15 protein-coding genes are annotated in these 24,731 nt (G+C 61.5%); 10 read left to right on the forward strand and 5 right to left on the reverse strand.

What is annotated here, in order from left to right; genetic code table 11:
• Window positions 1-35 precede the first annotated feature (35 nt).
• Window positions 36-2,453 (reverse strand): glucose/quinate/shikimate family membrane-bound PQQ-dependent dehydrogenase, encoded by a 2,418-nt coding sequence (locus tag TX24_RS20805; RefSeq protein ID WP_003188878.1) that lies wholly within the window; start codon window positions 2,451-2,453, stop codon window positions 36-38.
• Between the two features lie 505 nt (window positions 2,454-2,958).
• Entirely contained in the window at window positions 2,959-4,977 is a 2,019-nt protein-coding gene (locus tag TX24_RS20810; RefSeq protein ID WP_057710995.1) for a TonB-dependent receptor, read from the reverse strand.
• A 170-nt stretch (window positions 4,978-5,147) separates the two neighbouring features.
• On the opposite strand from TX24_RS20810, the gene TX24_RS20815 reads away from it, so the two are divergent.
• Together TX24_RS20815 and TX24_RS20820 are read left to right on the forward strand one after the other, a co-directional pair.
• Complete coding sequence (locus tag TX24_RS20815; protein WP_003188882.1) at window positions 5,148-5,381, forward strand: VF530 family protein; 234 nt, start codon at window positions 5,148-5,150, stop codon at window positions 5,379-5,381.
• A 4-nt stretch (window positions 5,382-5,385) separates the two neighbouring features.
• Window positions 5,386-6,012 carry a Pr6Pr family membrane protein gene (locus TX24_RS20820; RefSeq protein WP_057710996.1) on the forward strand — a complete coding sequence of 209 codons (627 nt, stop codon included), beginning with the start codon at window positions 5,386-5,388 and terminating at the stop codon, window positions 6,010-6,012.
• 106 nt (window positions 6,013-6,118) lie between these two features.
• Here TX24_RS20820 and TX24_RS20825 read toward each other — a convergent pair whose 3' ends face one another.
• Together TX24_RS20825 and TX24_RS20830 are read right to left on the reverse strand one after the other, a co-directional pair.
• A complete protein-coding gene (locus tag TX24_RS20825) occupies window positions 6,119-6,886 on the reverse strand; it encodes a siderophore-interacting protein (RefSeq protein ID WP_057710997.1) in 768 nt (255 codons plus the stop codon).
• On the reverse strand, window positions 6,883-7,392 hold the full coding sequence (locus tag TX24_RS20830; protein ID WP_003188886.1) for a PadR family transcriptional regulator: 510 nt from the start codon (window positions 7,390-7,392) through the stop codon (window positions 6,883-6,885). The genes TX24_RS20825 and TX24_RS20830 overlap by 4 nt, the downstream gene beginning before the upstream one ends.
• A 493-nt stretch (window positions 7,393-7,885) precedes the next feature.
• Here TX24_RS20830 and TX24_RS20835 point away from each other — a divergent pair, with 493 nt between their 5' ends.
• The 6 genes from TX24_RS20835 (at window position 7,886) to TX24_RS20860 (ending at window position 14,883) form a co-directional block, all read left to right on the forward strand.
• The gene (locus tag TX24_RS20835; protein ID WP_003188887.1) at window positions 7,886-8,383 is read left to right on the forward strand and encodes a CS1 type fimbrial major subunit; all 498 of its coding nucleotides are present in this window, start codon (window positions 7,886-7,888) and stop codon (window positions 8,381-8,383) included.
• Window positions 8,384-8,497: 114 nt separating this feature from the next.
• Complete coding sequence (locus TX24_RS20840; protein ID WP_057710998.1) at window positions 8,498-11,020, forward strand: CS1-pili formation C-terminal domain-containing protein; 2,523 nt, start codon at window positions 8,498-8,500, stop codon at window positions 11,018-11,020.
• A 47-nt stretch (window positions 11,021-11,067) separates the two neighbouring features.
• Window positions 11,068-12,291, forward strand: coding sequence for a hypothetical protein (locus TX24_RS20845; protein ID WP_244175886.1), 1,224 nt, complete (start codon window positions 11,068-11,070; stop codon window positions 12,289-12,291).
• A gap of 60 nt (window positions 12,292-12,351) precedes the next feature.
• Window positions 12,352-13,110, forward strand: coding sequence for a hypothetical protein (locus tag TX24_RS20850; RefSeq protein WP_003188891.1), 759 nt, complete (start codon window positions 12,352-12,354; stop codon window positions 13,108-13,110).
• A 5-nt stretch (window positions 13,111-13,115) separates the two neighbouring features.
• The gene (locus TX24_RS20855) at window positions 13,116-13,598 is read left to right on the forward strand and encodes a CS1 type fimbrial major subunit (protein WP_003188892.1); all 483 of its coding nucleotides are present in this window, start codon (window positions 13,116-13,118) and stop codon (window positions 13,596-13,598) included.
• A 43-nt stretch (window positions 13,599-13,641) separates the two neighbouring features.
• Entirely contained in the window at window positions 13,642-14,883 is a 1,242-nt protein-coding gene (locus TX24_RS20860; RefSeq protein WP_003188893.1) for a hypothetical protein, read from the forward strand.
• Between the two features lie 52 nt (window positions 14,884-14,935).
• On the opposite strand, the gene TX24_RS20865 is transcribed toward TX24_RS20860, so the two are convergent.
• A complete protein-coding gene (locus TX24_RS20865; protein ID WP_057710999.1) occupies window positions 14,936-18,022 on the reverse strand; it encodes a transglycosylase domain-containing protein in 3,087 nt (1,028 codons plus the stop codon).
• Between the two features lie 288 nt (window positions 18,023-18,310).
• On the opposite strand from TX24_RS20865, the gene TX24_RS20870 reads away from it, so the two are divergent.
• Both TX24_RS20870 and TX24_RS20875 read left to right on the forward strand, forming a co-directional pair.
• Window positions 18,311-22,909, forward strand: a complete 4,599-nt coding sequence (locus TX24_RS20870) for a hypothetical protein (protein WP_057711000.1) — start codon at window positions 18,311-18,313, stop codon at window positions 22,907-22,909.
• Between the two features lie 318 nt (window positions 22,910-23,227).
• The gene (locus TX24_RS20875) at window positions 23,228-24,646 is read left to right on the forward strand and encodes an amino acid permease (protein ID WP_057711001.1); all 1,419 of its coding nucleotides are present in this window, start codon (window positions 23,228-23,230) and stop codon (window positions 24,644-24,646) included.
• Window positions 24,647-24,731: the final 85 nt, after the last annotated feature.

Genomic DNA, 24,731 nt, shown 5'->3' on the forward strand with positions numbered 1-24,731 from the left:
TTCGGGGCAGCCGCCTTTTCTACCGCCAGTGCTACTTAATCTGGCAGTTTGAACGCCATTACATAATCACCCTGCTTGGTCCCCAGGGAACCGTGACCGCCCGCCATGACCAGCACGTACTGTTTGCCGTCCTTGCCGGTGTAGGTCATCGGGGTGGTTTGCGCGCCTGCAGGCAGGCGGCCTTCCCACAGTTGCTTGCCGTTTTTCACGTCATAGGCACGCAGGTACTGATCCAGGGTGCCGCTGAGGAACGCGACGCCACCAGCGGTGGTGAACGTACCGCCCAGGCTAGGCACGCCCATGGTCAGCGGGATTGGAACCGGCGAGCTGTCACGCACGGTGCCGTTCTTGTGCATCCAGATGGTCTGGTGGTTGGTCAGGTCGACCGCCGCCACGTAGCCCCAGGCCGGTGCCTGGCATGGCAGGCCCATCGGCGACAGCAGCGCTTCAAGGATCACACCATACGGCGCGCCTTTGTTTGGCTGCACGCCCTCGGTTTCGCTGACGCGTGGGCCTTGCTTGGCGATGTCGGCGGCCGGGATCAGCTTGGATTTGAACGCCATGTAGCTTGGGTTCACGAAGGCGATCTGGCGCACCGGGTCAACCGAGATGCCGCCCCAGTCGAACACGCCGAAGTTGCCTGGGTACACGATCGAACCTTGCAGCGACGGCGGCGTGAACGGGCCGTCGTAGCGCATGGATTTGAAGTCGATCCGGCACAGCATCTGGTCGAACGGTGTCACGCCCCACATGTCGCGTTCTTTCAACGGCGGCGGCATGAAGTTCAGGTCGGACTTGGGTTGGGTAGGGGAGGTGCGGTCGCCCGCGACTGCGCCCTGTGGCACCGGGATTTCATTGACCGGCACCACGGGCTGGCCAGTGGCACGGTCCAGCACGTAGATGCTGCCTTGCTTGGTCGACGCCATCACGGCCTGCTTCACGCCCGCAGCGGTCTTGATGTCGATCAGCGAAGGCTGGCCGCCCACGTCCATGTCCCACAGGTCATGGTGGGTGAACTGGAAGGTCCACTTCACGTGGCCGGTGTCGATGTCCAGAGCGGTCAGGCCAGCGGCGTACTTCTCGGACTCATCGGTACGGTCGCCGCCGTACTGGTCGGGCATCTGGTTGCCCATCGGCAGGTAGAGCATGCCGAGTTTTTCATCCACGGCGAACATGGACCACATGTTCGGCGAGTTGCGGGTGTAGGTCTTGCCTTCGGCCAACGGTGTGGTGTCGTCCGGGTTGCCGCTGTCCCAGTTCCACACCAGCTTGCCGGTGTGCACGTCGAACGCACGGATCACGCCGCTTGGCTCGTCGATGGAAACGTTATCGGTCACGTGACCGCCGATCACGACCAGGTTCTTGGTCACGGCCGGTGGCGACGTGGAGTAGTAACCGCCTGGGGCGAAGCTGCCGATGTTGGCACGCAGGTCGACCTGGCCTTTGTCACCGAAGTCTTCGCACATCTTGCCGGTGTCGGCGTTCAGGGCGATCAGACGGGTGTCGGCGGTCGGCACGAAGATGCGTTTGGGGCAGGCGTTCGGTGCGGCGGCCGGGCTGGCAGTGCCAGTCGGGCTTTGCTCGGAAGCGTAGGCAGCGTCATCGTGGTACGACACGCCACGGCAGGTCATGTGCGCCCAACCTTTGAAGCTCTCAGCACCCTGGGTGGTGATCTTCGGGTCGAAACGCCAGATTTCCTTGCCGGTATCCGGGTCCAGGGCAATCACTTGGCTGTGCGGTGTGCACACGTAGAGCATGCCATTGACTTTCAGCGGGGTGTTTTCCGCGGTGGTTTCACCGGGGTCGCCTGGGCCAGGGATGTCGCCAGTGCGATAGGTCCACGCCGGCACCAGCTTGTGGGCGTTTTCCGGGGTGATCTGTGCCAGTGGCGAGTAACGGTCACCGAAGGCCGAACGGCCATAGGAATTCCAGTCGCCATCGGCCTGGGTGGGCGCAGCGCTGGCCATGCCCGGTACCGCGTCGCGGTCCAGTTGGCCGGTCTTGACCATTTCACCTGGGTTGGTGAATTGGCTGGCCAGTGCGGTAGCGCCCGCCAGCACCACGGCCACGCTCAGCGCGCCAGTGCCCAGCGGGGCCGCTTGGCCACGCAGCAACGGACGTCGAAACCACGGCAGCAGCATGACGATGCCCAAGGCGAACAGCAGGGCCAGGCGCGGTACCAGTTGCCACCAGTCCAGGCCGACTTCCCACAGTGCCCACACGGTGCTGGCGAACAACACCAGTGCGTACAAGCCCAGCGCAGCGCGGCGGGTAGCCAGCAGCAACACGCCGGTCAGGGTGATGCCGATACCGGCGAGCAGGTAGTACAGCGACCCGCCGAGCATGCTCAGCTTGACGCCGCCAGCCAGCAAGGCCAGCCCCATGATCAGCAGCAAGACGCCTAGCAGCCTGGGCAACAGGCGGCTTGGGCTTGAAGCACCATCAGTGCTCATAGTGTGTTTCTCCGTGACGTTGGAATAATTATGTAACCCCGTGCTTCACTGTAGATGACGATTCAGCACGGGCTTGGTTCATCGTTATTTTCGGGTTTTTCTGTGGATAACCGGGATATCCACAGGCGGGCAACAGAGTCCCTGGCGCAGGTCGGTTTAAGACAGCGCTGTCTTTGCGTGAAGGGAAATTCGGCAAATGGGATCGACCCGGAGGTGAAGCGTTTCAGATTGTTGCGAAGGATAATGCGGCGGGGCGTTTTGAGAAAGGGTGAATCGCAAGATGCATCATTTCAGTTTTGGTAACAGTGACAGATAGTCGCTGCACAATCACGTCGCAGGCATGTCCCCAATGCCGATCGATCAAGCGAACGCAATGCTCAAAGCAACGAAGATCAAATGTGGGAGCTGGCTTGCCTGCGAAGACGTCGGCCCAGCAAACAGTGATGTTGACTGACCCAACGCTTTCGCGGGCAAGCCCGCTCCCACAGGGGATTAGCGGTGATGATTAGAAGGTAGTGCGAACGCCGAACTGCACGCTTCTACCTGGCGCCGGCGCGATATCGCGCAGAATCGAGCTGGCATAGCGCACGGTCTGATTGGTCAGGTTTTCACCGTTGACGAAGGCCAGCCACTGGCTACCGCCCACATTGAAGCGATACCCCGCGCTGGCGCCGAGGGTGGTGTAGCCGTCGGTGCCGCTTTCGTTATCCGGCACACGCCCTTGGCCTGCGGCATGTTCCACATCGATACGTGCTTGCCAGCGGTCCAGTTCCCACAGCAGGCCGCTGCTCATGCGCAGGGGCGCGATGCGTGGCAAGGCTTCGCCGGTGTCCAGGTTGGTGGCGCGGGTGTAATCGCCCGAGAGTTCCAGCGCAAACTTACCGTAGGCGCCTTCACCGAGCTTCCAGTGATCCTGGGCTTCGAAGCCGGCAAAACGCGCGCGCACGCCAGAATATTCGTACTCGGGAATACCGCCCGCGTCCTCTTCGCCTTCATCGTTCAGGGTACGACCCGTGCCCAACAAGCCGATGTAATTGGAGAAGTGGCTGTAGAACACGCCGAAGCTGCCCTTGTGGGTGCCGTTGTCAAAGCGCAGGGCCAGGTCGCTGGACACGGCCTTTTCTTTCTTCAGGTTGGCATCGCCCAACTCGTAGGTACCGGTGGCAACGTGGGCGCCGTTGGCGTACAGCTCGTAAAAGGTCGGCGCGCGTTCGGTGTAGCCGAGGGTGGCGGCCAGGGACCAGATCGGCGTGAGGGCGTACACCGCACCAGACGACAGGCTACCGGCGGTGAAGTTACTGCTCTTGTCGGCATTGGCAAAGCGCTCGTTGCCTTTGGCGTTCGGGTCGACGCTGGTGTGTTCCAGACGTGCGCCTAGGCTGAGTTTGAGGCGCTCGGTGGCTTGCATTTCTTCGAGGATAAACAGTGCGCCGGCGTTGGTGTCGGTCTGCGGTACGAAGGCTTCTTCGCCCAGGGCCGAGAACTCGTTGCGCGTCACTTGGGCGCCGACCACGCCATCGAATGGGCCTATCGGCTGGTGACGAGCTTCCACCCGCGCTTCATAGCCTTTGTTCTTGAAGGTGGTGCCGGTTTCGCCGCCTTCGATTTCTCGGTGTTCGTAGTCGGTGTAACCGGCGTCGAGTTTCACCGAGGTAAACGGCCCTTGCAGGTTGCGGATCTCGGACGCAAAGGCGTAGTGGTCCTGTTTCATGCGGATGCGCACATCCTGCTCGGCGGGTGAGCCGTAGTTACTGTCGTAATTGCTGTAGGACAGCCCCGCATAACCATCATCCCAGGTGTAGGAACCGCCTACCGCACCACCGTCCTGGCGCCCATTGCTGTTACCCAGGCGCCCGTTTTTGCCGGGGCCGTTTTCGCTCTCCGGTGCATGCCGGCTGCGGGCATAGCCTGGGATTTTAAGGTCGTTGAACTCGCGCGCATTGGCATCCAGGTGCAAGGCGAACGTACCGTTGCCGGCTTCCAGCTTGCCTGCGCTGCTGCGGGTGGTGTCGGCACCGCCGTAGCGCAGTTCACCCGCGCCATGGATGCCTTCAATGGCCTCGGTGGGGATGCGATTGTCGAAGGTATTGACCACACCACCGATGGCGCTGCCGCCGTACAGCAGTGCGGCCGGGCCCCGCACGATTTCAATGCGGTCAACGTTGATCGGGTCCAGCGGCACCGCGTGGTCGTAGGACAGCGACGAGGCGTCCAGCGCCCCCACACCGTTGCGCAGGATGCGAATACGGTCGCCGTCCTGGCCACGAATGATCGGGCGGCTGGCCCCTGGGCCAAAGTACGAAGACGATACGCCCGGCTGCTTGTTCAGGGTTTCACCGAGGCTGCCTTTTTGTTGCAGGGTCAGGTCGTCGCCTTCCAGCACGGTGGTGGGCGAGGCCAGCTGTTCGCTGCCCAGCGGGTTGCCGGTGACCACTTGGGGTGGCAGTTCCAGGGCATGGGCCTGGGAGCCGATCAACAGGGCGGCGGCGAGGGGCGACAAGCGCCAGAGAGAAGGCAGCGACATCGGATATTCCTAGGCAAAAAGGTTGTTAAGTAAAGTTACAATATAACATCTCTTTTTTGCGAAAAAGGGGAACTTTTCCTCGCGGGCTATATTCAATCCGATGCTTCCACCTGCACGCCCCGTCGGCTAAGGTGCGCGGCTGTGTTTCCTCTTTTTGCAAAAGGCCTGGCATGACCGCGACAAGCAACGACCCGCTCCACGGTGTGACCCTGCAACACGTGCTCACCACCCTGGTGGAGCATTACGAGTGGAGCGGCTTGGCCGAGCGCATTGATATCCGCTGCTTCAAGAGTGACCCGAGCATCAAGTCGAGCCTGACCTTCCTGCGCAAAACCCCGTGGGCGCGGGAAAAGGTCGAAGGTTTGTACGTCAAGCTGATGCGTACCAAGCGCCCCCTGGATTGAAAGCATGAAGCGCTTTGTCGCGATGGCAGCCTTGGCCGGTTGGGTGGGGTTGGCGATCCAGCAATACCTGATTTTCTATTCGCGCTGGACCAGTGGCGCGAGCTTGCTGGGCGGCCTGATCAGTTTCTTCAGCTTCTTCACCGTGCTGACCAATACCCTGGTGGTCGTGGTGCTCAGCTACGCGCTGGTCAAGCGCGACTCTGGCGCCAAGCGGTTTTTCCTCGCGCCTCACATCAGTAGCGCGATAGCGGCGAGCATCGTGCTGGTGAGCCTGGCCTACAACCTGCTGCTGCGGCATCTGTGGAGCCCGCAAGGCTTTCAATTTATCGCCGATGAATTGCTGCACGACGTCATGCCGTTGCTGTTTGTGGTGTATTGGTGGCGGTGTGTGCCCAAGGGCACCTTGCGGTTCAAGCACATTGCCGGCTGGGTGATTTACCCATTGGTGTACTTCGGTTATGTGCTGCTGCGCGGGCATATGCTCGGGCAGTATCAGTACCCGTTCATGGATGTGGACAGCCTTGGTTATCCACAAGTGTTTTTGAATGCCGCAGGGATTTTGGCAGGGTTCATCGTCATCGCGCTTGCGATCATCGGCCTGGACAAGCACCTCAAATCTCCCTCGATCTAAAGTGAGCACCATTAATGTGGGAGCTGGCTTGCCTGCGATAGCATCACCTCGGTGTAACTGATAAACCGAGGTGTTTGCATCGCAGGCAAGCCAGCTCCCACCTTATTTATTCTTCCTCGCTGCCCTCGGCACGCCAGTAACCCACGGCCTTGAGGTATTGCTCGTTGACCTTGTGCGCATCCAGCAGCACCCGCCGCACCTGGCGCGACAGCTTGGTTTCGGTGGCGACGAAGCTGTACAACGTGCCGCTGGGCAGCGTCAGGTTACTCACCACATTGAGCAGGTCATCCTGGCCACGCAGCACCCAGATCACCTCGACCTCGGCTGCGCTGTTCAGCGCCTGTTGTTCCGCCGCATCGGCGATTTCAATCACCGCCAGCACCTTGCGCCCAGCGGGCAGTTCTTCCAGGCGCCGAGCGATGGCCGGGATCGCCGTTTCATCGCCAATCAGCAGGTAGCTGTCGAAGATATCCGGCACGATCATCGAGCCACGTGGCCCGCCGATATACAGGTGCTGGCCGACTTCAACTTGCTCGGCCCAGGTAGACGCAGGGCCATCGCCGTGCAGCACGAAGTCGATGTCCAGCTCGCCAATGCTCAGGTCGTAACGCCGTGGTGTGTAGTCACGCATCGCTGGTTGCGGGCCGTCACCCTTGATGTTGAAGGTCGGGCTTTCCAGCGCCGCCTGCTCTTGGGCGTTCTGCGGGAACAACAGCTTGATGTGGTCGTCGCTGCCCAGGCTGATAAAGCCCGCCAATTCCGGGCCGCCCAGGGTGACGCGGCGCATGCGCGGGGTGATATCGACCACCCGCAATACTTGCAGGCGGCGGCGTTTGATTTCGTGGGTTACGCGATGAATGATTTGTGTGTTCATTGGTCTGTCCCGTCGGCAATGGCTTGGGCGGTGCGATTGAGCAGCGCCGCGACACGAATGATTTCTTCCGGGCTCCAGTGCCCGTTGTGCGAATGCAAGGCGTGGCGCAGGTTGTGCACCGCTTCATGGATTTGCGGTGGGCGGTCGTGGCCACGCAGCGAGCGCTTGCTGACATCCAGGCGCATGCGCACACCGTCCAGGGCAACGGCTTGCTCGCTTAAGAAGAGACGGCCGGGGTCGGTGATTGTGTAGCGTTTTTTTCCGCCATCGGCGTCGCCGCTGATCAGCTCGCTCTCTTCAAGAAAGGTCAGGGTGGGGTAGATCACGCCGGGGCTGGGGCTGTAGGCGCCGTCGAACAGGCCCTCGATGCGGCGGATCAGGTCGTAGCCATGGCAAGGTTGCTCGGCGATCAGTGACAACAGCAGCAGCTTCAGGTCGCCAGGGGCGAACACCCGTGGGCCGCGACCGCCGCGTTTTTCAAACTCGCCGCGATGTTCGTGTTTCATGGGCAGGTCCTCTGTGCAGGTTTAGATATAACGTAAGATATATCTTAATGCTAAGGATAGTACCTGGCGACCAACGGTCGTTGGCGGTTGCACAGGCTTGGTCCGCGAAGCAACTAACAACTATTGGACCTGATTGGATTTTAGAGCTATAACTTTAATTAGAGTTGTAGCTCGAATTTATATCTGAACTTGTTATTTGTCAGGCGCTGCTTAGTCTTGTGGTACGCTTCTTACAGCAACTTCTTTAGCACATTTTTAGCGTGTAGCTTATTTCCTACGGATACTTTTAAAGTTTTGGCGAAATGCCATCTTTTTCGCTCAAGCCCTGTTTACAAGGGCTACGTGCGTTTTGGAATGTGCCTGCATACCTGCTTTTAGTTTGGCTTGATCATTGTCTTGCAGTGCGTAGTTCAACTAACTACGCCTGCTAATTCGTTGTTAGGGACCTCCTTGGCAATGAACCATTCAATGTTGTCAACTACAGGTATTGACCATGTTTAAGAAGTTTGCTGTCGCTGTTCCCCTGGCCGTTCTGGCGCTATCTTCCTCGGTAACGGCTATCGCTGCCGGTGAAGCCAGCCACACCGTCAACCTCAAGGCAAACATCCCGACCACCGTGTTCCACGCCCAGCCGCGTGATCCGAACTGGGGTCGTGACGAAACCATGACCTACAACCTGGTCAGCGGTGAGTTGGCTCCCCTGAGCGCCATCTACGACATCAAGAACACCAACGGTTCGGTTCACGCCTACATCGAAGGCGGCCCGGCTGTGCTGTTCAACGGTGATGCCGCGCAGAACATCGCGCTGACCACCACCCTCAATGGCGTGACCCTGACCGGCTCTCCGCAGGAAGTGGTCAATGAAGCCGACTCCACCCCAGGTATTGGCGCTGAAATGCGCATCGTCGCGGCCAAGCCTTCGGCTACTCAGCGCGGTTCCTACACCGCGGTGATGCCGGTGGTATTCGACGCGGTATTGCCAACGCTTTGATGTGCCAATGAATGCCCGTTGAACACGGGCATTTACTTGCAGGTCGGCTGACTTTCCTCCTCGGTCCGCCGGCCTGGTTTTTTCCAGTCTTTTGGCATTCAGAGTGTTCCGTTCATGTTTCCGATGACGCCTATCGCGACGGCGCTTGCGCTGTTGATGTGTACGAGTGCCCTGGCCGCACCTGCTGCCTCGGGCGCTTTGACTACCGGCAATCTGCTGAGTCAGGCCCAAGGCTTGCCCGCCGGTTTTGCCGATCACTTTTTCGACGTGCCGCTGGCGGTACGTGTAGACCTTGACCAGCAGTTGCTGGGCGAGGCGCTGATTGTGTTGACCCGGGATGATCGCGTCACCCTGCTCGAGTTCACCGACACCGGTGACAGCAAGGTCCCGGCCGCCACCCGCGACACCTGGCAAGCCCTGCTGGAAAAAGGCGTGGCGCTGGGTGCCTGTACCCAATCCTGTCCGGAAAAAATGCTCTCGGCGTTCTACAACCTGGAAAACTCCCAGTTGGCGATCATCACTCAGAATGTCGAGCTCAATGACGATGCACCGCGCTTTTACCAGCAACCGGAAGACGGCAGCCTGGGGTTGATCATCAACAACCAGCTCAACCTCAACGGTGGACAGGACACCAAACTGGGCGGTCGCTACGGGCTGCAGGCCAGTTCCAGCATTGGCAACTGGAGCCAGGTGTTCAACCTGCAACTGGCGCGACAGAGTGGCGATAACGAACAGATGCGCCACGCGATCCATGAGCTGTACACCCAGCGGGAAATGGAAGGGCAATTTTTTCGCCTGGGTCATTTCACCCCCAATTCCGACGGCCTGACCCGCCAACTGCGCAGCTTCGGTGCCAGCCCTGACACAGCGCTGGGCCTGATGTACGGGAGTTCCGACAGCTTGGCCATCAACAATGCCAAGCCCAGCGTGTACCCGATCTATGTCACCGCCAACCGCCAGGCGGCGGTGGAGATTTACCGCAACGGTCTGTTGATCAACACCCAAGCCGTGGCAGCCGGCCTGCAAACCCTGGACACCCGGCCATTGCCCGGCGGTATCTATGAAGTGGAAGTGCGCCTGGTGGAAGACGGCCTGACCACCAGCACCACCCAGGAGTTGGTGTACAAACCCAGCAACTGGCGCAACGCCGAAGACCCGTGGCGCTACAACCTGTTTGCCGGGCGCGAGACCAAGCTGTTCAGCAATTGGGACGAACAAGCCTCTGGCGCGATGACTGCGGGCGCGTCCATCAACTACCTGTTGCACCCACGGGTGATCCTCGGCCTGTCGGCACGCCAGGTGCGTGAACAACTGCAGTACGGCGGTTCGGTGGACTGGACGGTCGCCAACAACACCAGTCTCTACACCAACCTGTACCAGACCCAGGACCACGGCACCGGCATGGACCTGCAAGCGCTCTACACCTTGGGCGCCACCAACCTGGTGTTCAGCCACACGCGCAGCTGGCTCGACACCCGCGACACCTACGAAACCCTGCCGGACGGCACCCGCCTGCGCCGCAATACCTTCGTGGGCGAGGCCAGCAACACGGCGCTGTCGGTCAACCACCGGCTCGATGCGAAAAACACCCTGAACATGCGCCTGTCCCACAGCGAAGGCAATGTCGAGGGCGCCGGTATCGACCTGGGTTGGAGCCGTCATGACAAGCTGTTCGGCAGCGATGCCAACTGGCGCTTCTCGGTGTTCGACCGGCCCGGTACCTCGGGTACCAACGACGCGCGCAATCGTGGTGTAGACGTAAGTGTCAGCATGAACCTGGGCCGCGATGGCCGGCAGATCTCCGGCAGCATCGGCACCCGCACCGCCCGTGACGGCGGGCGTGACAACAACGCCTCGGTGACCTTGCGCCAAGACCTGACCGACCACTTCCTGCAAAGCGTCTCGGCCACGGCGATCACCGACACCTATGGCGTCGGCCTGTCGGGCATGGCCAGTTTCAATACCGACGCGGTCAGCGGTGACGGCTTCGTGCAGCGCAGTTCCTTCAACGGCGACTTCAGCGGTGGCCTGAACCTCAACAGCACCCTGGTGGCCGGTGCCGGCAAGGTATTGCTGAGCAGCCAGTACCAGGGCAACGGTGCCGGCATGATCATCGACGTGGAAACCGACCTCGACGAGATCGCCTTGCGCGCCGATGACCTGGGCGGCGGCAGCACCCTGTTGCGGCCCGGGCGCAATTATGTGCCGGTGTCGGCCTACAAGAGCAGCAGCGTGGCCTTCGACTTTGAAGGCAACCACCCACCGGCGGCCAATATCCAGCCGGCGCGCTCCAGCTACCACCTGAACAAGGGCGGTGTGGACTACCGCAAAGTCACGGTGATGAAAACCGTCACCGTGCTGGGCCGCTTGCTGGATGAACACGGCACACCTCTGCGCGGCCACCACGTGATCAATCACGCCAGCCGTGGGGTCAGCGAAGTAGATGGGTTCTTCTCCATGGAAATGAGTTCCAGCTCACCCACCCTGCAAGTGCGCTACCAGAACCAGCTGTTGTGCCAGTTCCGTCTGGACCCCAGCAACGCGCCAAGCGAAAGCGACGTGCTGATGATCGGCGACTTGCGCTGCACGCCGGATACGTTGGCCGAAGTCGCCCATGCGTCAGAGGCGGCCGGATGAATTTTTTACCCAGAACAGCATGCGTTCGCAGCAACGAGTTGATCAGCATGAACAAGCCTGGCAACACAATGTGGCGCGCTGTCGTATTGGCCGCTTCGTTGGGTTCGTTCACCCCTTGGGGCCTTGCGGCCACGCAAGACATTACCGCTGAGTTCCGACCGGACCCCAGCAATCCCATGGTGAACAGGTTCACCAATACCACCCCGCAGAGCGGGGTATGCCCTGGGCATATGCCGGCACGGTGTGAAGCATTGGGAATTTTCAGTATCCGCACCTGGGATATCAACTTTGTCGCCACCGGCCCGATAGAGGCCAACCATGCGGATCCGCGTCAAGGCTTGATGTTCAAGGTCCCCTCCGAGTGGCGCAGTTTCGAGGTGATATCACCCAAGGGCGACCGCAAAACCGTCGAGATGCGTATCTCGGGTATTGGCAGCCGTTTCAATACAACCAACCCTCCGGGCGTGCATGCGTGGAGTTCATTACCCGCCAACTGGACGCATCCACCTTCCCCCTGCCAATACACCGGCATGTGGGCGGCGGCCCCCACGTTGCGGCTGTGGTTCTGGCTGATACCGGAAGGTGGCGGTGCGTGCAATCTAGTGACGCCGTTCAATGTTCCCTCCTCCAGTTTCAGCATGCTTGAGTACACATATGAACTGAGGACACCTAACCCCCTGGACATGGATGCTGGGCAATACAGAGGGTCGATTACTTACGGGGTCGGGCCGCACCAGGATTTCGATTTTGGTGACATTTACCGGCCAAACGATGATGTGCTGACCTTCAACTTCGACCTTCGAGTGGAGCACAACCTCAAGGTTGACCTGCCCCCCGGAGGCAACCGTATCGAGCTGTTGCCCGAAGGCGGCTGGCAAGCCTGGCTCAATCGCGGGCGGCAACCTTCGAAGCTGTTCCGCGACCAGACCTTCGTCATCTCGGCCAGTACCCGTTTCAAGATGCAGCTCGAGTGCAGCCTGGCCATCGGCAACACCTGCGGGCTGCGCAACGGGGACGGCGACGAGGTGCCGCTGCAGGTCGGCGTGACCCTGCCATTTGGCTTGCGCGACCAGTACGGCCAGGCCGTGAGCAAGCTGCCCTTGCGCCTGGACGGTTCCGGCACTGAGCTGTTTCAGCCCGGCCACTACGTGAACAGCCGCCCCGCCAGCCTGCACTTTGCCGTGGAGCGAGACGACGTGAAGGAAATGCTCAAACAACCGGGCAGCACCTACACCGGCGTGGTCACGGTGATCTGGGATTCGGAAGTCTAGGCAGGCATCTACCGCACATCAGCCGCTGGGCTGGGTTCAATCAATGAGGCGTAATCAAACATGAAACAAGCAGTGTTATCGGTCGGGCTGGTGCTGTTGTCGTTGTCCGCTCAGGCGGGGCCGGCGATCAACGTGGGGGTGGTGTACGACTACCTGGAGGGCGATCGCAGTTCCTACCTCAAGCGTGTCTATAACGGCGGCACCAGTACCGCATTCATCAAGGTCAATGTGCTGGAAATCGTCTACAACGCCGACGGCACCTCCAAGGAAGTGCCGATTACTTCGATGACTGACGCCAAGGGCGGCGCCACCAACCGTGACGGCCTGATGGCCAGCCCGGCGCGGCTGATCGTGCCGGCGGGCGGGCGTCAGGGCACCCGCTTGCTGTACATGGGCCAGCGCGACACGGAACGTTACTTCCGTGTGCGCTTCATCCCGGTGGTGCCGGAAAAAGAAGACGACTTTGCTGTCACCGATGAAGAGCGGGCCGAGTACAAGGACGCGCTGGCCGCCGGGGTCAACGTCATGGCCGGTTATGGCACGGTGTTTTTCGTGCGCCCACAGAACACCCGTTTCGACACGCAGATCAGCCAGACCACCAGCCAGTACACCTTGCGCAATGCCGGCAACAGCGTGGTGGTGCTCGATGAGTTCCGGGACTGTTCGGTGGCGAAGAAAACCGACTGTGAAGCCACCACCAAGCACCACATCCTGCCCGGCCGTCAGCTGGTGTTCGAGAAAAAGCCCGAGCGCCAGTTCAGTTTCCAGCTGATCGAAGGCCGCGACAAAAAACCGATGACGGTCAACAGCAACGGGTGATGACAATGTTCAAGCAACTGACGGCACTGGCGGTACTGATGACCCCTGTGTTCCTGGGCGAGCCGGCGCAGGCGTTCCAGGAACGCCACAGCTTCGATGTGTCGGTGACCATACCGATCGAAGAAGCCTATGTGCTGCCTTCCGAGCCGGATTGGATGGGGCATGACCAAGTGCTGGCGTGGGACCTGGCGACGGCGCGGCTTGGCCGCCTGCGCAAGAACTTCGACGTCAAGAACATCAACGGTGGCGTGACCGCCCGCCTGGGCGACACCCCGTACTTGCTGAGCGGGCGCAACCGTATCGAGTTGCAGGTGTTGTTCAATCGGGTGCCGTTGACCCTGGATGCCACGCAGGTACTCAGTGCCGAGGAGGCGCGCCCGGGGCGCCGCGCCGAACTGGAGATTGCCGCTATCGAACCACCTGACGGTTACCGCGGTGGCGAGTATTACGGCACGGTGCACTTGATGTTCGATTTTCCCGCGCCATAAGCCTGGCGAGTGAAACCTTGTGGGCCCGCGATACGGAGCGATTATGCGACTGTTCACCGTTACAAAAAAATGGCTGGGGCCTTGTGCGCTGGCGCTGGGCCTCAGCTGGGCGAGCCTGCCGGTGCAGGCGCTGGAGCAAAACATCTCGGCGGTGTTTCGCCCTGACCCGACCAACCCGATGGTCAATAAATTCCAGAACACCACCCCCCACAGTGGCATCTGTGCCTGGCATGTGCCGGCGCTGTGCGAGTCACTCAACACCTTCAGTATTCGTACCAACGAATTGGTGTTCAACTCGAACGCGCAAATCGAGGCGGACCATGAAGACCCGCGCAAGGGCGCGTATTTCAAGGTACCGTCCTCCTGGCGCGATGTGCAGGTGACCCATATCGCCACGGGTCAGGTTGAAACGGTACAGATGCGCATCGCCGGCTTCGGTGGCCGATGGAGCCTGGGCGGTGGCGCCAGAGTGGGCGTTTGGGCCAGAAATGGCTCCTGGGATTATTACTGGCGTTATGGTGCAGCACCGTGTCAGGGGGTCAGGTATATCGCGGCGTCCAGCACTTTTTTACTCTACTTCTGGACCATTCCTGAAAATGCAGGGGCTTGCAACGTGGTCCCCACCTCGCCGATTCCGCAGATGGTCTATAACCCCGTCGAGTATGGCTATGAACTCAAGACCCCAAATCCATTGGGCATGGCCAGCGGTGAATACCGCGGTTCGGTCAGTTACAGCATCGGCCCAGGAGGGGATTTTGATCTCGGCGATGTGATGATGCCCAACGACAATACGCTGACTTTCAACTTCACCCTGTCGGTGGAGCACAACCTCAAGGTCGACCTGCCACCGGGAGGCAACCGCGTTGAACTGCTGCCCGAGGGCGGCTGGCAAGCCTGGCTCAATCGCGGGCGACAACCGTCGAAACTGTTCCGTGACCAGACCTTCGTCATCTCCGCCAGCGGACGTTTCAAGATGCAGCTCGAATGCAGCCTGGCCATCGGCAACACCTGCGGTCTGCGCAACGGCGCGGGCGACGAGGTGCCGCTGCAGGTCGGGGTGACCTTGCCTTATGGCTTGCAAGACCAGTACGGCCAGGCCGTGAACAAGCTGCCCTTGCGCCTGGACGGCAGCGGCACCGAGCTGTTCCAACCCGGCTATTACGTCAACAACCGCCCCGCGAGCCTGCACTTTACCGTGGAGCGGGACGACGTGAAGGAAATGCTCAAGCAGCCCGGTAGCACCTACACGGGCGTGGTCACGGTGATCTGGGATTCGGAGGTCTAGGTTTGAAAGCGGTTGGGCGGCCAACGACTTCAGTGGCTGGCACGCCACCCAATCAGGAACCACCACACATCACCTCACCCGACCCTTGCAGATAAGGCATCAACAACGGCGCCATGCCTTTGAGCACTTGCACCGGCAACGCCGAGGTGAATTTGAAGCCTTGCGCCGAACTGCCGGGCACAAAGGCGGTGAGTGTGCCGAAGTGGTGGTCGCCGATAAAAAACACAAAAGTGGCGGTGCGGTTGATCGCCTTGGAACTGATCAAGCGCCCACCGGCACCCATTGCCTGGATGCGGTTATCGCCCGTGCCGGTCTTGCCGCCCATGGCCATTGGCGTGCCGTCGGCCTGGGTGAAACTGCCCGACACGCGTTTGGCCGTGCCAGCGTCCACCACTCGCGACAACGCCCCGCGCAAGGCGCTGGCAACTTCGGACGGCATCACCCGTTTGCCGGGGTCGGGCGTGTTGACCACACGGGTGTCGTAAGGGGTGCCGGCGGCAAAGTGCAGGCTGTCGATGCGCAGCACTTTGCCGCGCACGCCGTCGTTGAGGATGATGCCCATCAGTTCCGCGAGCGCGGCGGGGCGGTCTCCCGAACTGCCGATGGCGGTAGCCAGCGACGGTACCAGGTGATCGAACGGATACCCCACCGCTTGCCAGCGCTGATGAATATCCAGGAAGGCTTCGACTTCGAGCATGGTGCGGATACGGCTGTCGCGCGCGCCTTGATGACGGCTCTTGAACAGCCAGCTGTACACCTCCTGGCGTTCGAACTGGCTGGCCTTGACCACTTCGCTGAAGGTGGCCTGCGGGTGGTTGAGCAGGTAACCGAGCAACCACAGGTCCAGGGGGTGGACCTTGGCGATATAGCCTTGGTCGGGCAGGTCGTAGGTGCCGGGGCCGTAGTCCTTGTACAGGCGTTGCAGGCGCTCGTCGCTGAGGGCTGCGGTGGTTTTTACGCCGGTCAGGTGGGAGCGCACGAAGCGGTTGAAGGTGTCCTGGTTTGCTTCAGGAAACAGGTAGCGATGTACGGCCGCCAAGCGAATCGCGGTGGGGTGCAGGCTGTCGAGGAAGGTTTCCAGGCGCGCCTGGGTGTCTTTTTTCTGGTACTTCTTCCAGAACTTGAGCAGGAAGGTGGTGCCTTCGCGGTCGGCAAACCGGGCCAGGTATTCCTGGCGGCGCGGGTCGCCGTCATCCTTGAGCAATTGCGCACTGTTGTTGGCGCCGGCATAGGTGACGTAGCGCGTCAGGTCGCGCATGAGGCGAATGAACGGCAGGTTGATCGACTCGCGCAGCGCGTCACGCAATGTGGGGCTGCGGCCGTTGTCTTCGTTGCGAAAATTATGGAAATAATGCATCCCGCCGCCGGTGAAAAACCCTTCGTTGGGGCTGGCCGAATAGGTGCGGTCCAGGGCGGCCTCAAGCATGGTCGCCAGGGATTTGTCCGAAGCCTGCAGCAAGTAATCGACGGCCCAGCGACTGAGCCGGTCTTGCTCGGCGATGTCGGCCTTTTTCAACGCTGCTGGGGTTTGTGTGGCGTAGCGATCATGCAGTTCGCTGATGATTTGCAAGTAAGTGGTGAGCACCCGCAACTTGGCGGTGGAACCCAGTTCCAGCTTGCTGCCTTCGTTGATATCGAAGGGCTGGTCGGTGTTGTCGGTTTGCACCCGCACCCGTGAGCCGTCGGCGGTGCGTTCGAACAGGGTAAAACTGTAGCGCACTTGCGGCGTGCTGGCGGGCGTCAGCAGGCGTTCGCCGAGCAGGCCGATGTTGCCCGCGAATGCCGGGTCGGCCAGTTGCTTGAGGTAACCGGTCACCTGGTTTTGCAGTTCGGCCTGCAAGGTGCTGGTGGCCGCGAGGTCAAGGCGGTCGAGATCGTACAGCGGCCGGTTGAGCAGGGCCGCCAGGCGGCTGCGGGCTACGCTGACGCCTTTGTTGCTGTCGATCGGTTGCAGTGTGGGCTGCTGCAGCCAGTCGCGATAAGTGACGCGCGCGGCCAGTGCAGCCTTGAGCAACGTCGGGTCGATTACCGCGTTCTGCGCCAGCAGCCGCAGGTGGCTGTCGGTGAGTTGCTTGAGTTCGTCGCGACCGTTGGCCAGGTAATGGGAAGGGCGGCGCTGGGCGATCATCAACGACAACACCTCACGTAATGCCAAGCCCCGTGCCGCCAGGCTGGCCGGTGTGGTGGCGGTATCCTGAAGCGCGCGGTTGACCTGGGCGAAATCGGCGCCGTACCACACCCGCAACCCTTCGGCCATGCCATGCACTTCGCCGTGGCCCGGCACGGCCGACAGGGGCACGCTGTTGAGGTAATCACGCACTATGTTGCGCCGCGCCGCAAGCGTATCGGGGCCATGCTGGTAAGCGCGCACGCTGGCGGAGAGCATCTGGCGGATTTTCTCGCTGCCCGACAGGGTCAGGCCGTCGGGCGAGTGGCGGTACTTTTCCAGCTGGGTGGCCAGGGTGCTGCCGCCTGCCGCTTGCCCCGGCAGGTGCAACTGGCGCGCCACTTGCGACCAAGCAGCTTTGGCGAAGCGCGGCCAGTCCACGGCGGGGTTGGCTTGCGCCGGTTCGGGATCGAGCAGTGCACGGTTTTCGATAAACAGCAGGCTGTGGATCATCAGCGGCGGAATGTCATCCAAGCGGGCGTACAGCTGGGTCGGGTAGTTGAATTGATACAGCGGCGCCGCGCGGCAATCGGTTATGGTCAAGCCGGCCTGGATCTTCTCAGCGTAGGGGATAAACAAGCCGTGACGGCTGTAGTCCATCAACGCCTTGGAAAAGCGCGCCTGGGACTCGATCATGTAGTTGCGCTTGAGCAAACGCGGCAGGAACTCGCCCAGTGCGCTGTAGCCCAGGCGCTGATCGAAGGGGCCCGCGCCGGGGTACACCAGTGCATCGCTGGCGCCGGGGGCCACCCGGTAGGTCAGCTTCGCCGCCCACTCGCTGAATATACGAGCCTGCCAGCGTGAGGTCTGCGCCTCCCGGTGCGCGGCGAAACCCAGAGCGATCAAGGCCATCAACGCAATCAACCAGCCCACGCGACGCCAGGGTCTGGTTTTTTTCGGCAAAGGCGCTGGTGACGGGCTGTCGGGGTCGAGGTCAGCCTGGGGGGGATCAGTGTGCTGCAGAGCGCCCATAGTCGATTGATCCATTCCTACAGATTGATCGGACTTGTCTGAAGCGTAGACGCAGTTTGTCGGTCAGGAGGGGACAAATCCAAATGTAGGAGCGAGCTTGCTCGCGAAAACCGTCAACGATAACGAGTGCTTCCTGAATGAGCGCGGCGCCTGTGAGTTTTTCGCGAGCAAGCTCGCTCCTACGAAGGGCAGGCATTTGGGGTTGCCCCAAGCAGCGCTAACTGTTTACAGCCGCCAGTTCTGCACCAGCCAGTAGCGTCTGCGGTTTAACCGCATACCGAGCCCCTCATGACACCTCCCGATACCTCAGCAGACTCACCCCGCCAAACCACCCTCGAGCAAATCGAAACCCTGTTTGGCGAACCGCCCTCATTGCCGTTAGTCGCGCAAGACAGCGCCCAGGCTTACTTGGACCAGCACCTGGGTACCGGCATATGGCAAGCCGGCCTGATCTACATCGGCACCGCCAATGACAGCGACGGCACGCTGGCTTACCAGTCCCTGGCCGAACGTGTGGTGCAGCGGCTCGCCAGCGCGAAACCCACGCTGCTGGTGCCGGACTTTCATAAGGTCGTGCAGCGGCGTCGAGAGATCTTCGAGCCGGGCGGGCCGACCCTTGCGCAACTCGAGCCGCTGATCAACCGCTGCGGCGCGCTCTTGCTCGGCGCCTATGCGCAACGCCTGCAAGCCTGGTGGCGTGAAGCATTGCCGGTGGACATGACGCGCTGGGGTTACCTCTCGGACGACCTGCTGGCCTTGCTCTACGACTCACCCAAACCCCCTGGCCTGAGCGAGGCGCAATTTGCCACGCTGTTCCCCAGGCACCTGCTGCACCCTGTGCGGCCGGATCGACAATGGAATGCTCATGGTGACGCCCTGCGCGTTCGTGCCTTGTACCAGCCAGGCCGGGATGGGCCGCAGATGCTGCCCGTGCTGGTGCTCAGCCATGGGCAACAAACCCTGATGTTCAGCCCCGCCAGTGGTATCCACCCGCTAGCCCGCCTGGACGACGTCGCCGCGCTATTACCGGCCTATGGTGCGGTAGGCCAATGGTTTGCCCAGGACGTTGAGGGCGATCCCTTCGACGCCCTGGCGGCCAGTTACCTGGCGCAGCAGTTACGCGACATCGACAGCATCGACCGCCACCAACCCCTGTTGCCGGGGCAGCACCAGAGGCTGTTGGACCATATCACCGACCCACGTCGCTGGTTCGTTGCCAGCCTGGCTCCCTTGCAACAGACCCTGCGCAGCGCAATGCCAAACTGGCTTGTCCAGGCCGACGATACCGACAGCATCGCCTATGCGCGCCTGCTCCAGAACCTGGTGCTGGCCCGCCAGCGCAGCAACGGCCAGCACTTTCTGGACGGCATTGGCTCGATCCGGCAGTTTGCCGACAACGCCTTGCAAACCTGTCTGCGCACTGAGCCCGCTGCCCAGAAGCTGCGCGCGCAAGATATCCAACTGACATTCAATCGGGTCGTTGCCGCCGCCGTCCCGGTGCCGGGAGGCTTTATCGCCGGGGAAGTAGACCCGGTCACCCTGACCTTGACCGAGTTGGCCCTGGAAAACCTGGCCGGCTTTCCCCACACCGCCAGCGACATCACCCTCAAGGGCGCCAAAGCTCCCAAGTGGCTGACCTACAGCCTGCTCCAACGCTGTGTGACCAAGGCCGACGTGGGCCAGGCCTACCCGGACATGCTGAAGGAAAAGCTGCTGGATGACCCGCAAGAGTCGGCGCGCCGTTTGCAGTTGTTCCAGGCCCAGTTGCGGGTTCAACTGCCGATGCTGGCGCTGGCGTTGAAGATCAAGGCCGAACAGGGCCTGACCGAAGCCGGCTTTCAATGTGTGCACGCCGCGTTGCAAGCCTCGGCTGCTGAACGCAAGGTGCAAGGCCAGGCCATGGCCGTGTGGCCGCTGGCGTTCAAGGCCGCGCCCGGTGCGGTGACGGACGAGGTGACCAACCAGTTCATCATCGGGCCTCGGGATAAGAGCGTTGGCGTACACCTGTTGTACCGACCTTTGCTGACGCCGACGTTGCAGGCGTTTACCTCCATCGAGGCACTGCTTGACGCGATCAAGGCCCCTGGTGCCTTGCAGGAGCAGGTACTGGCGTGGCTGGCCCCTGCTCGGCAAGCGGTGTATGCCCACGGTGGTTTTAACGAACCGCATATCCGCCATTTCCTGCCTGGCGATGAATTCACCGCCTATGAAAAACCTGCACCGGTGCAACTCAGCAAGCAACTGAGCACCGAGGATCCCGCGAGCCTGATTTTCCACGGCACCGCCAGGGCACTGGTGGCACTGGCCGACCGGCAATCGGTGTCGAATGTCGAGCAACGCTGGGCCCAGTTGAAGCAGGCCGGCTGGTTGCTGTTCGGTGCCGTGCTGCCGTTTGCCGGCGAGCCATTGATGCTTGGCGGGTGGCTGCTGCAACTGGTGGAGAGCTTGCAGAACGATATCCAGCGCCTGGCCAGCGACGATCCGCAGGCCAAGAGCGCGGCGGTGATGGATGTGTTGACCAACCTCATGGTGATCCTCGCGCATCAGGCGACGCCCCACGACTCTCTTTGGCCTCTGCAGTTGGAGGCGCCGGTGTTTGCCTCGCTGGCGCGGCCTGAACCCAGCCCGCCGGTGCCGACGCAGGTGCCAGTGCCCATGCGCTTCACCGCGCCGACCGGCTGGGCCAACGCTCGTGGCAATCTGAATGCCGCACAGATCGCACGGGCGCGCGGCCTCAGTCTCCGGGCTTTCTCCGGCTCATGGGCCGGGGCCGAGCACAGCGGCCCGCAGCGTGGCCTGCTGCGCGACACGTCGCACACCCCGGCGCAGTGGCAGGCGCTGATACGCGGGCAGCTGTACCGCGTTACGATCAAAGCCGGTGCGGTGCGGGTAGTCAGCGCCGATGGCAGCACCCTGGGGCCCTGGTTGAAACCCTTGGGCGAGGGGCAATGGGATTTCGATGGGCAGTTGCGTCTGGCGGGCGGCAATGCCGACGCCGCCGTCGACGCCAAGTTGAAGGCCGGCGAGGCGTCGCTGTCGAGCCTGGAGCAGCAATACCGCGAGGCAGGTCGCAGGCGGGCAAGGGCCAACGCGACGATGGAAGTGGCACGCCATCTGGCGCGGGAGACAACCAGCAAGATCAGCGAGGAGCAACGGGCCACGTTGCGCGAGCGTTACCGCAAGGAACTGCAAAACAAGGTGCAATGTTCCCAAGAGGAACTGCAATTGCTGATGCGCATGCGTGAAATCAAGCCACGCCCCCATTATGAGCAGGAGCTGTGTGAAGTCCTTGAGTCGCTGATTTTGAGCCTGCGTTTGCTGGATGTGCACATGCGTGAACAGATGGCGCAGATCAATGATCGCATCAAGCCGCTGCTGGAGGTGCTGGAGAACGAGAGCGAAGACGAAGCCGGCTCCGACCTCAACCGTCAGGCCCACGCCGACCTTGACCTGCGCATGCGTGAACAGGTCGACGCCGAAGAGTCTGCCATCCATTGGCGTACCCTGGAGCGCACCTACCTGGACCAACTGCAAGCGGTGCCACGCCTGGGGCGTAACAAGGCGCGTGCGCTGGCGGCGGATGTACCGGCGCGCCCATCGATCCTCGACCTGCAAGCCTTGCAACTGATCACCTTGTGGGGCATCACCATCAATCTCGAGGGCCCGCCCTTGGAGGAAGAGTTTTTCGACAGCTTTAACCAAGTGATCAATCGTGCCCGCTGGGCCAGTCGCTCCCTGGCCGAGCTGGAAAACATGCCCGCCACCCGTGAAGAGCGGGTCGAACTGCTCAAGAGCTTCAGCCATGTCTATGCCACGACCGATGACCATATTCATTTCTGGCGCGCCATGGCCCCGGACACCTTCGACTTGGCCAATCTGGAAAAACTTCAAGGCTTGCTGGCCAGCCTGCATCAGCATGTGGAGCAAGCGCTGGCCGATCTGCTCGCGCCGCCACCAGGCACCAGGCCGGCTAAGCCAGCCCAGGCGACGGGTGCACGACAGAAAAAGATCATTCGTACCCGCAACCGTGATGTGTACGTCGCCCGTATCAAGGCGCCGACCCAGGTCGGCGACACCGGCACGGCGGAACTGGTGGATAACAAAGGCACTGTGATTGCCACCTTCACCGAGGCGCAGGACGGTGTATGGGAACCGCTGGAACCGCCGGCCAGGCCGCGTGTGGCCAACCCGCAATTGGGGGCGTTGATGAACAAGGGGCAACGCTTGCTGGCAGATGTCGACAAGGCCATCGACAACGTGCAGGCCATGACCGGCAAGTGTGAGCCGCAGTCGCTGCAGGCCTTGCTCGTGGCGCAGGCCAACAGCCGGCGGATGCTCGCTGCCGATATCGACAGCAAACTGCGCCAGCTGGACGTGTCGAGGTTGGCGGCGACGCAACAGGCCAACGCCCGTGTCCGGGCCAGCGACCTTCGGGCGGCGGCGATGCGCCTGGATGCAGCCGGCGTACAGGCGCGCGTGCACGCCAGCAAGCTCAAGTTGGGCAGCGCGGAAGATGTGGATTTTTTGCACACACTCAACGAGGTGCGCATTGTGAGGCAGGGCGCACGCGTGCCGATCAAAGGCAAGTCACGGGACTTCTTGCAGGTGTACGCCGTCGTGGACACGCACACCGGGCAGGCGCTGTGTTACGCGCATTTTCACTACGACAGCCGCGTAGGGCCGGACGACCACTACAAAGACAATGCCGCCCACCTCAAGAGCCCCGAGCAGGAACGAATGGGGCGCCAGGCCCAGGCCGAGGTGGAGGCGCAGGCGTTCGCGCGCATCCGCACCGGCCAGACCGGGCGCGTGCGACAAACCCTGGAAATCGAGCGTGCAAGCATTTCCCGACGCCTGGCCCGGCGCCTGTTTTTCAGCGTGGACTGAGGCGCGCTGGATAAGCCTGGGTTTTGAAAGTTATGTAATACTCTGCGCCGTTTTGCCCTGGCAGGGCCGGTCTAGACAGCGGGAAGCCGATCCGTCGAAGCCGACTTTTCCGGGGCTTATCGCCAAATTTTGCCGTTTATTGAGTGAAAAGCCCTATCGGTAGCTTTTTATACTGCACGCCCCGCTGTCCTGGCCGAGCATTCGCGCCAGGCGGGTTTGCCCACGAGGCAGGCCCGGTCCGGCCGGTGTATGAGCCCACCGGCTGATACGCCTGAGACTCGGTGGCTAAATCCAATAACAAAATGAGGTTGTATCCCTATGCCTGTTGGCAAACCACTGCCCCCTGGCGAGACCGCTCAAGGCGGCCCGCTCAAACGTGAACTGGGCGAGCGCCACATTCGCTTGATGGCCCTGGGCGCCTGTATCGGTGTAGGCCTGTTTCTGGGCTCGGCCAAGGCCATCGAAATGGCCGGCCCGGCCATCATGCTCTCGTACATCATTGGCGGCCTGGCGATCCTGGTGATCATGCGCGCCCTCGGTGAAATGGCGGTGCACAACCCCGTAGCCGGTTCGTTCAGTCGTTATGCCCAGGACTACCTGGGCCCCTTGGCTGGCTTTCTCACCGGCTGGAACTACTGGTTCCTGTGGCTGGTGACCTGCGTCGCGGAAATCACCGCCGTGGCGGTGTACATGGGCGTGTGGTTCCCCGACACGCCGCGCTGGATCTGGGCCCTGGCGGCGCTGATCAGCATGGGCACCATCAACCTCATCGCAGTCAAGGCGTTCGGTGAGTTCGAGTTCTGGTTCGCGTTGATCAAGATCGTCACCATCATTGCGATGGTGATCGGCGGCGCAGGCATCATCGCCTTCGGCTTCGGCAATGACGGCGTGGCACTGGGCATTTCCAACCTCTGGACCCACGGCGGCTTCATGCCCAACGGCGTGCAGGGCGTGTTGATGTCGTTGCAGATGGTGATGTTCGCCTACCTGGGCGTGGAGATGATCGGCCTCACCGCCGGTGAAGCGCGCAACCCGCAGAAGACCATTCCCAGTGCCATCGGCTCGGTGTTCTGGCGCATCCTGCTGTTCTATGTGGGCGCGTTGTTCGTGATCCTGTCGATCTACCCATGGAATGAAATCGGCACCCAGGGTAGCCCGTTCGTGATGACCTTCGAGCGCCTGGGCATCAAGACCGCTGCGGGCATTATCAACTTCGTGGTGATCACCGCCGCGTTGTCGTCCTGCAACGGCGGCATCTTCAGCACCGGGCGCATGCTCTACAGCCTGGCGCAGAACGGCCAGGCGCCGGCGACGTTCGGCACCACCTCCAGTAACGGCGTGCCACGCAAAGCGTTGCTGTTGTCGATCTTTGCCTTGTTGCTGGGCGTACTGCTCAACTACCTGGTGCCGGACCAGGTGTTCGTGTGGGTGACCTCCATCGCCACCTTCGGCGCGATCTGGACCTGGCTGATGATCCTGCTGGCTCAGCTCAAATTCCGCAAAGGCCTGAGCCCGGCCGAGCAAGCGGGCCTCAAGTACCGCATGTGGCTGTACCCAGTCAGCTCCTACCTGGCGCTGGCGTTCCTGGTGCTGGTGGTGGGCCTGATGGCGTACTTCCCCGAGACCCGTGTGGCGCTGTATGTAGGGCCTGCGTTTCTGGTGTTGTTGACCGTGTTGTACTACGCGTTCAAGTTGCAGCCCGCCGTCGCCAACAGCGGCGCGAGCCGCTCCGTCTAAATGTGTGCGGGCTTGCCTGTGATAGCGGCAGTTCAGTCATAGATTCAGTGGCTGACACACCGCCTTCGCGGGCAAGCCCGCTCCT

Source organism: Pseudomonas lactis, from assembly GCF_001439845.1.
In the GTDB taxonomy this organism is placed as follows: Bacteria; Pseudomonadota; Gammaproteobacteria; order Pseudomonadales; family Pseudomonadaceae; genus Aquipseudomonas; species Aquipseudomonas lactis.

What these genes read in the sequence shown, in the direction of transcription:
- TX24_RS20805 (WP_003188878.1), bottom strand. Translation starts at nt 2,453, where the DNA reads ATGAGCACTGATGGTGCTTCAAGCCCAAGCCGCCTGTTGCCCAGGCTG.
- TX24_RS20810 (WP_057710995.1), bottom strand. Translation starts at nt 4,977, where the DNA reads ATGTCGCTGCCTTCTCTCTGGCGCTTGTCGCCCCTCGCCGCCGCCCTG.
- TX24_RS20815 (WP_003188882.1), top strand. Translation starts at nt 5,148, where the DNA reads ATGACCGCGACAAGCAACGACCCGCTCCACGGTGTGACCCTGCAACAC.
- TX24_RS20820 (WP_057710996.1), top strand. Translation starts at nt 5,386, where the DNA reads ATGAAGCGCTTTGTCGCGATGGCAGCCTTGGCCGGTTGGGTGGGGTTG.
- TX24_RS20825 (WP_057710997.1), bottom strand. Translation starts at nt 6,886, where the DNA reads ATGAACACACAAATCATTCATCGCGTAACCCACGAAATCAAACGCCGC.
- TX24_RS20830 (WP_003188886.1), bottom strand. Translation starts at nt 7,392, where the DNA reads ATGAAACACGAACATCGCGGCGAGTTTGAAAAACGCGGCGGTCGCGGC.
- TX24_RS20835 (WP_003188887.1), top strand. Translation starts at nt 7,886, where the DNA reads ATGTTTAAGAAGTTTGCTGTCGCTGTTCCCCTGGCCGTTCTGGCGCTA.
- TX24_RS20840 (WP_057710998.1), top strand. Translation starts at nt 8,498, where the DNA reads ATGTTTCCGATGACGCCTATCGCGACGGCGCTTGCGCTGTTGATGTGT.
- TX24_RS20845 (WP_244175886.1), top strand. Translation starts at nt 11,068, where the DNA reads ATGAACAAGCCTGGCAACACAATGTGGCGCGCTGTCGTATTGGCCGCT.
- TX24_RS20850 (WP_003188891.1), top strand. Translation starts at nt 12,352, where the DNA reads ATGAAACAAGCAGTGTTATCGGTCGGGCTGGTGCTGTTGTCGTTGTCC.
- TX24_RS20855 (WP_003188892.1), top strand. Translation starts at nt 13,116, where the DNA reads ATGTTCAAGCAACTGACGGCACTGGCGGTACTGATGACCCCTGTGTTC.
- TX24_RS20860 (WP_003188893.1), top strand. Translation starts at nt 13,642, where the DNA reads ATGCGACTGTTCACCGTTACAAAAAAATGGCTGGGGCCTTGTGCGCTG.
- TX24_RS20865 (WP_057710999.1), bottom strand. Translation starts at nt 18,022, where the DNA reads ATGGGCGCTCTGCAGCACACTGATCCCCCCCAGGCTGACCTCGACCCC.
- TX24_RS20870 (WP_057711000.1), top strand. Translation starts at nt 18,311, where the DNA reads ATGACACCTCCCGATACCTCAGCAGACTCACCCCGCCAAACCACCCTC.
- TX24_RS20875 (WP_057711001.1), top strand. Translation starts at nt 23,228, where the DNA reads ATGCCTGTTGGCAAACCACTGCCCCCTGGCGAGACCGCTCAAGGCGGC.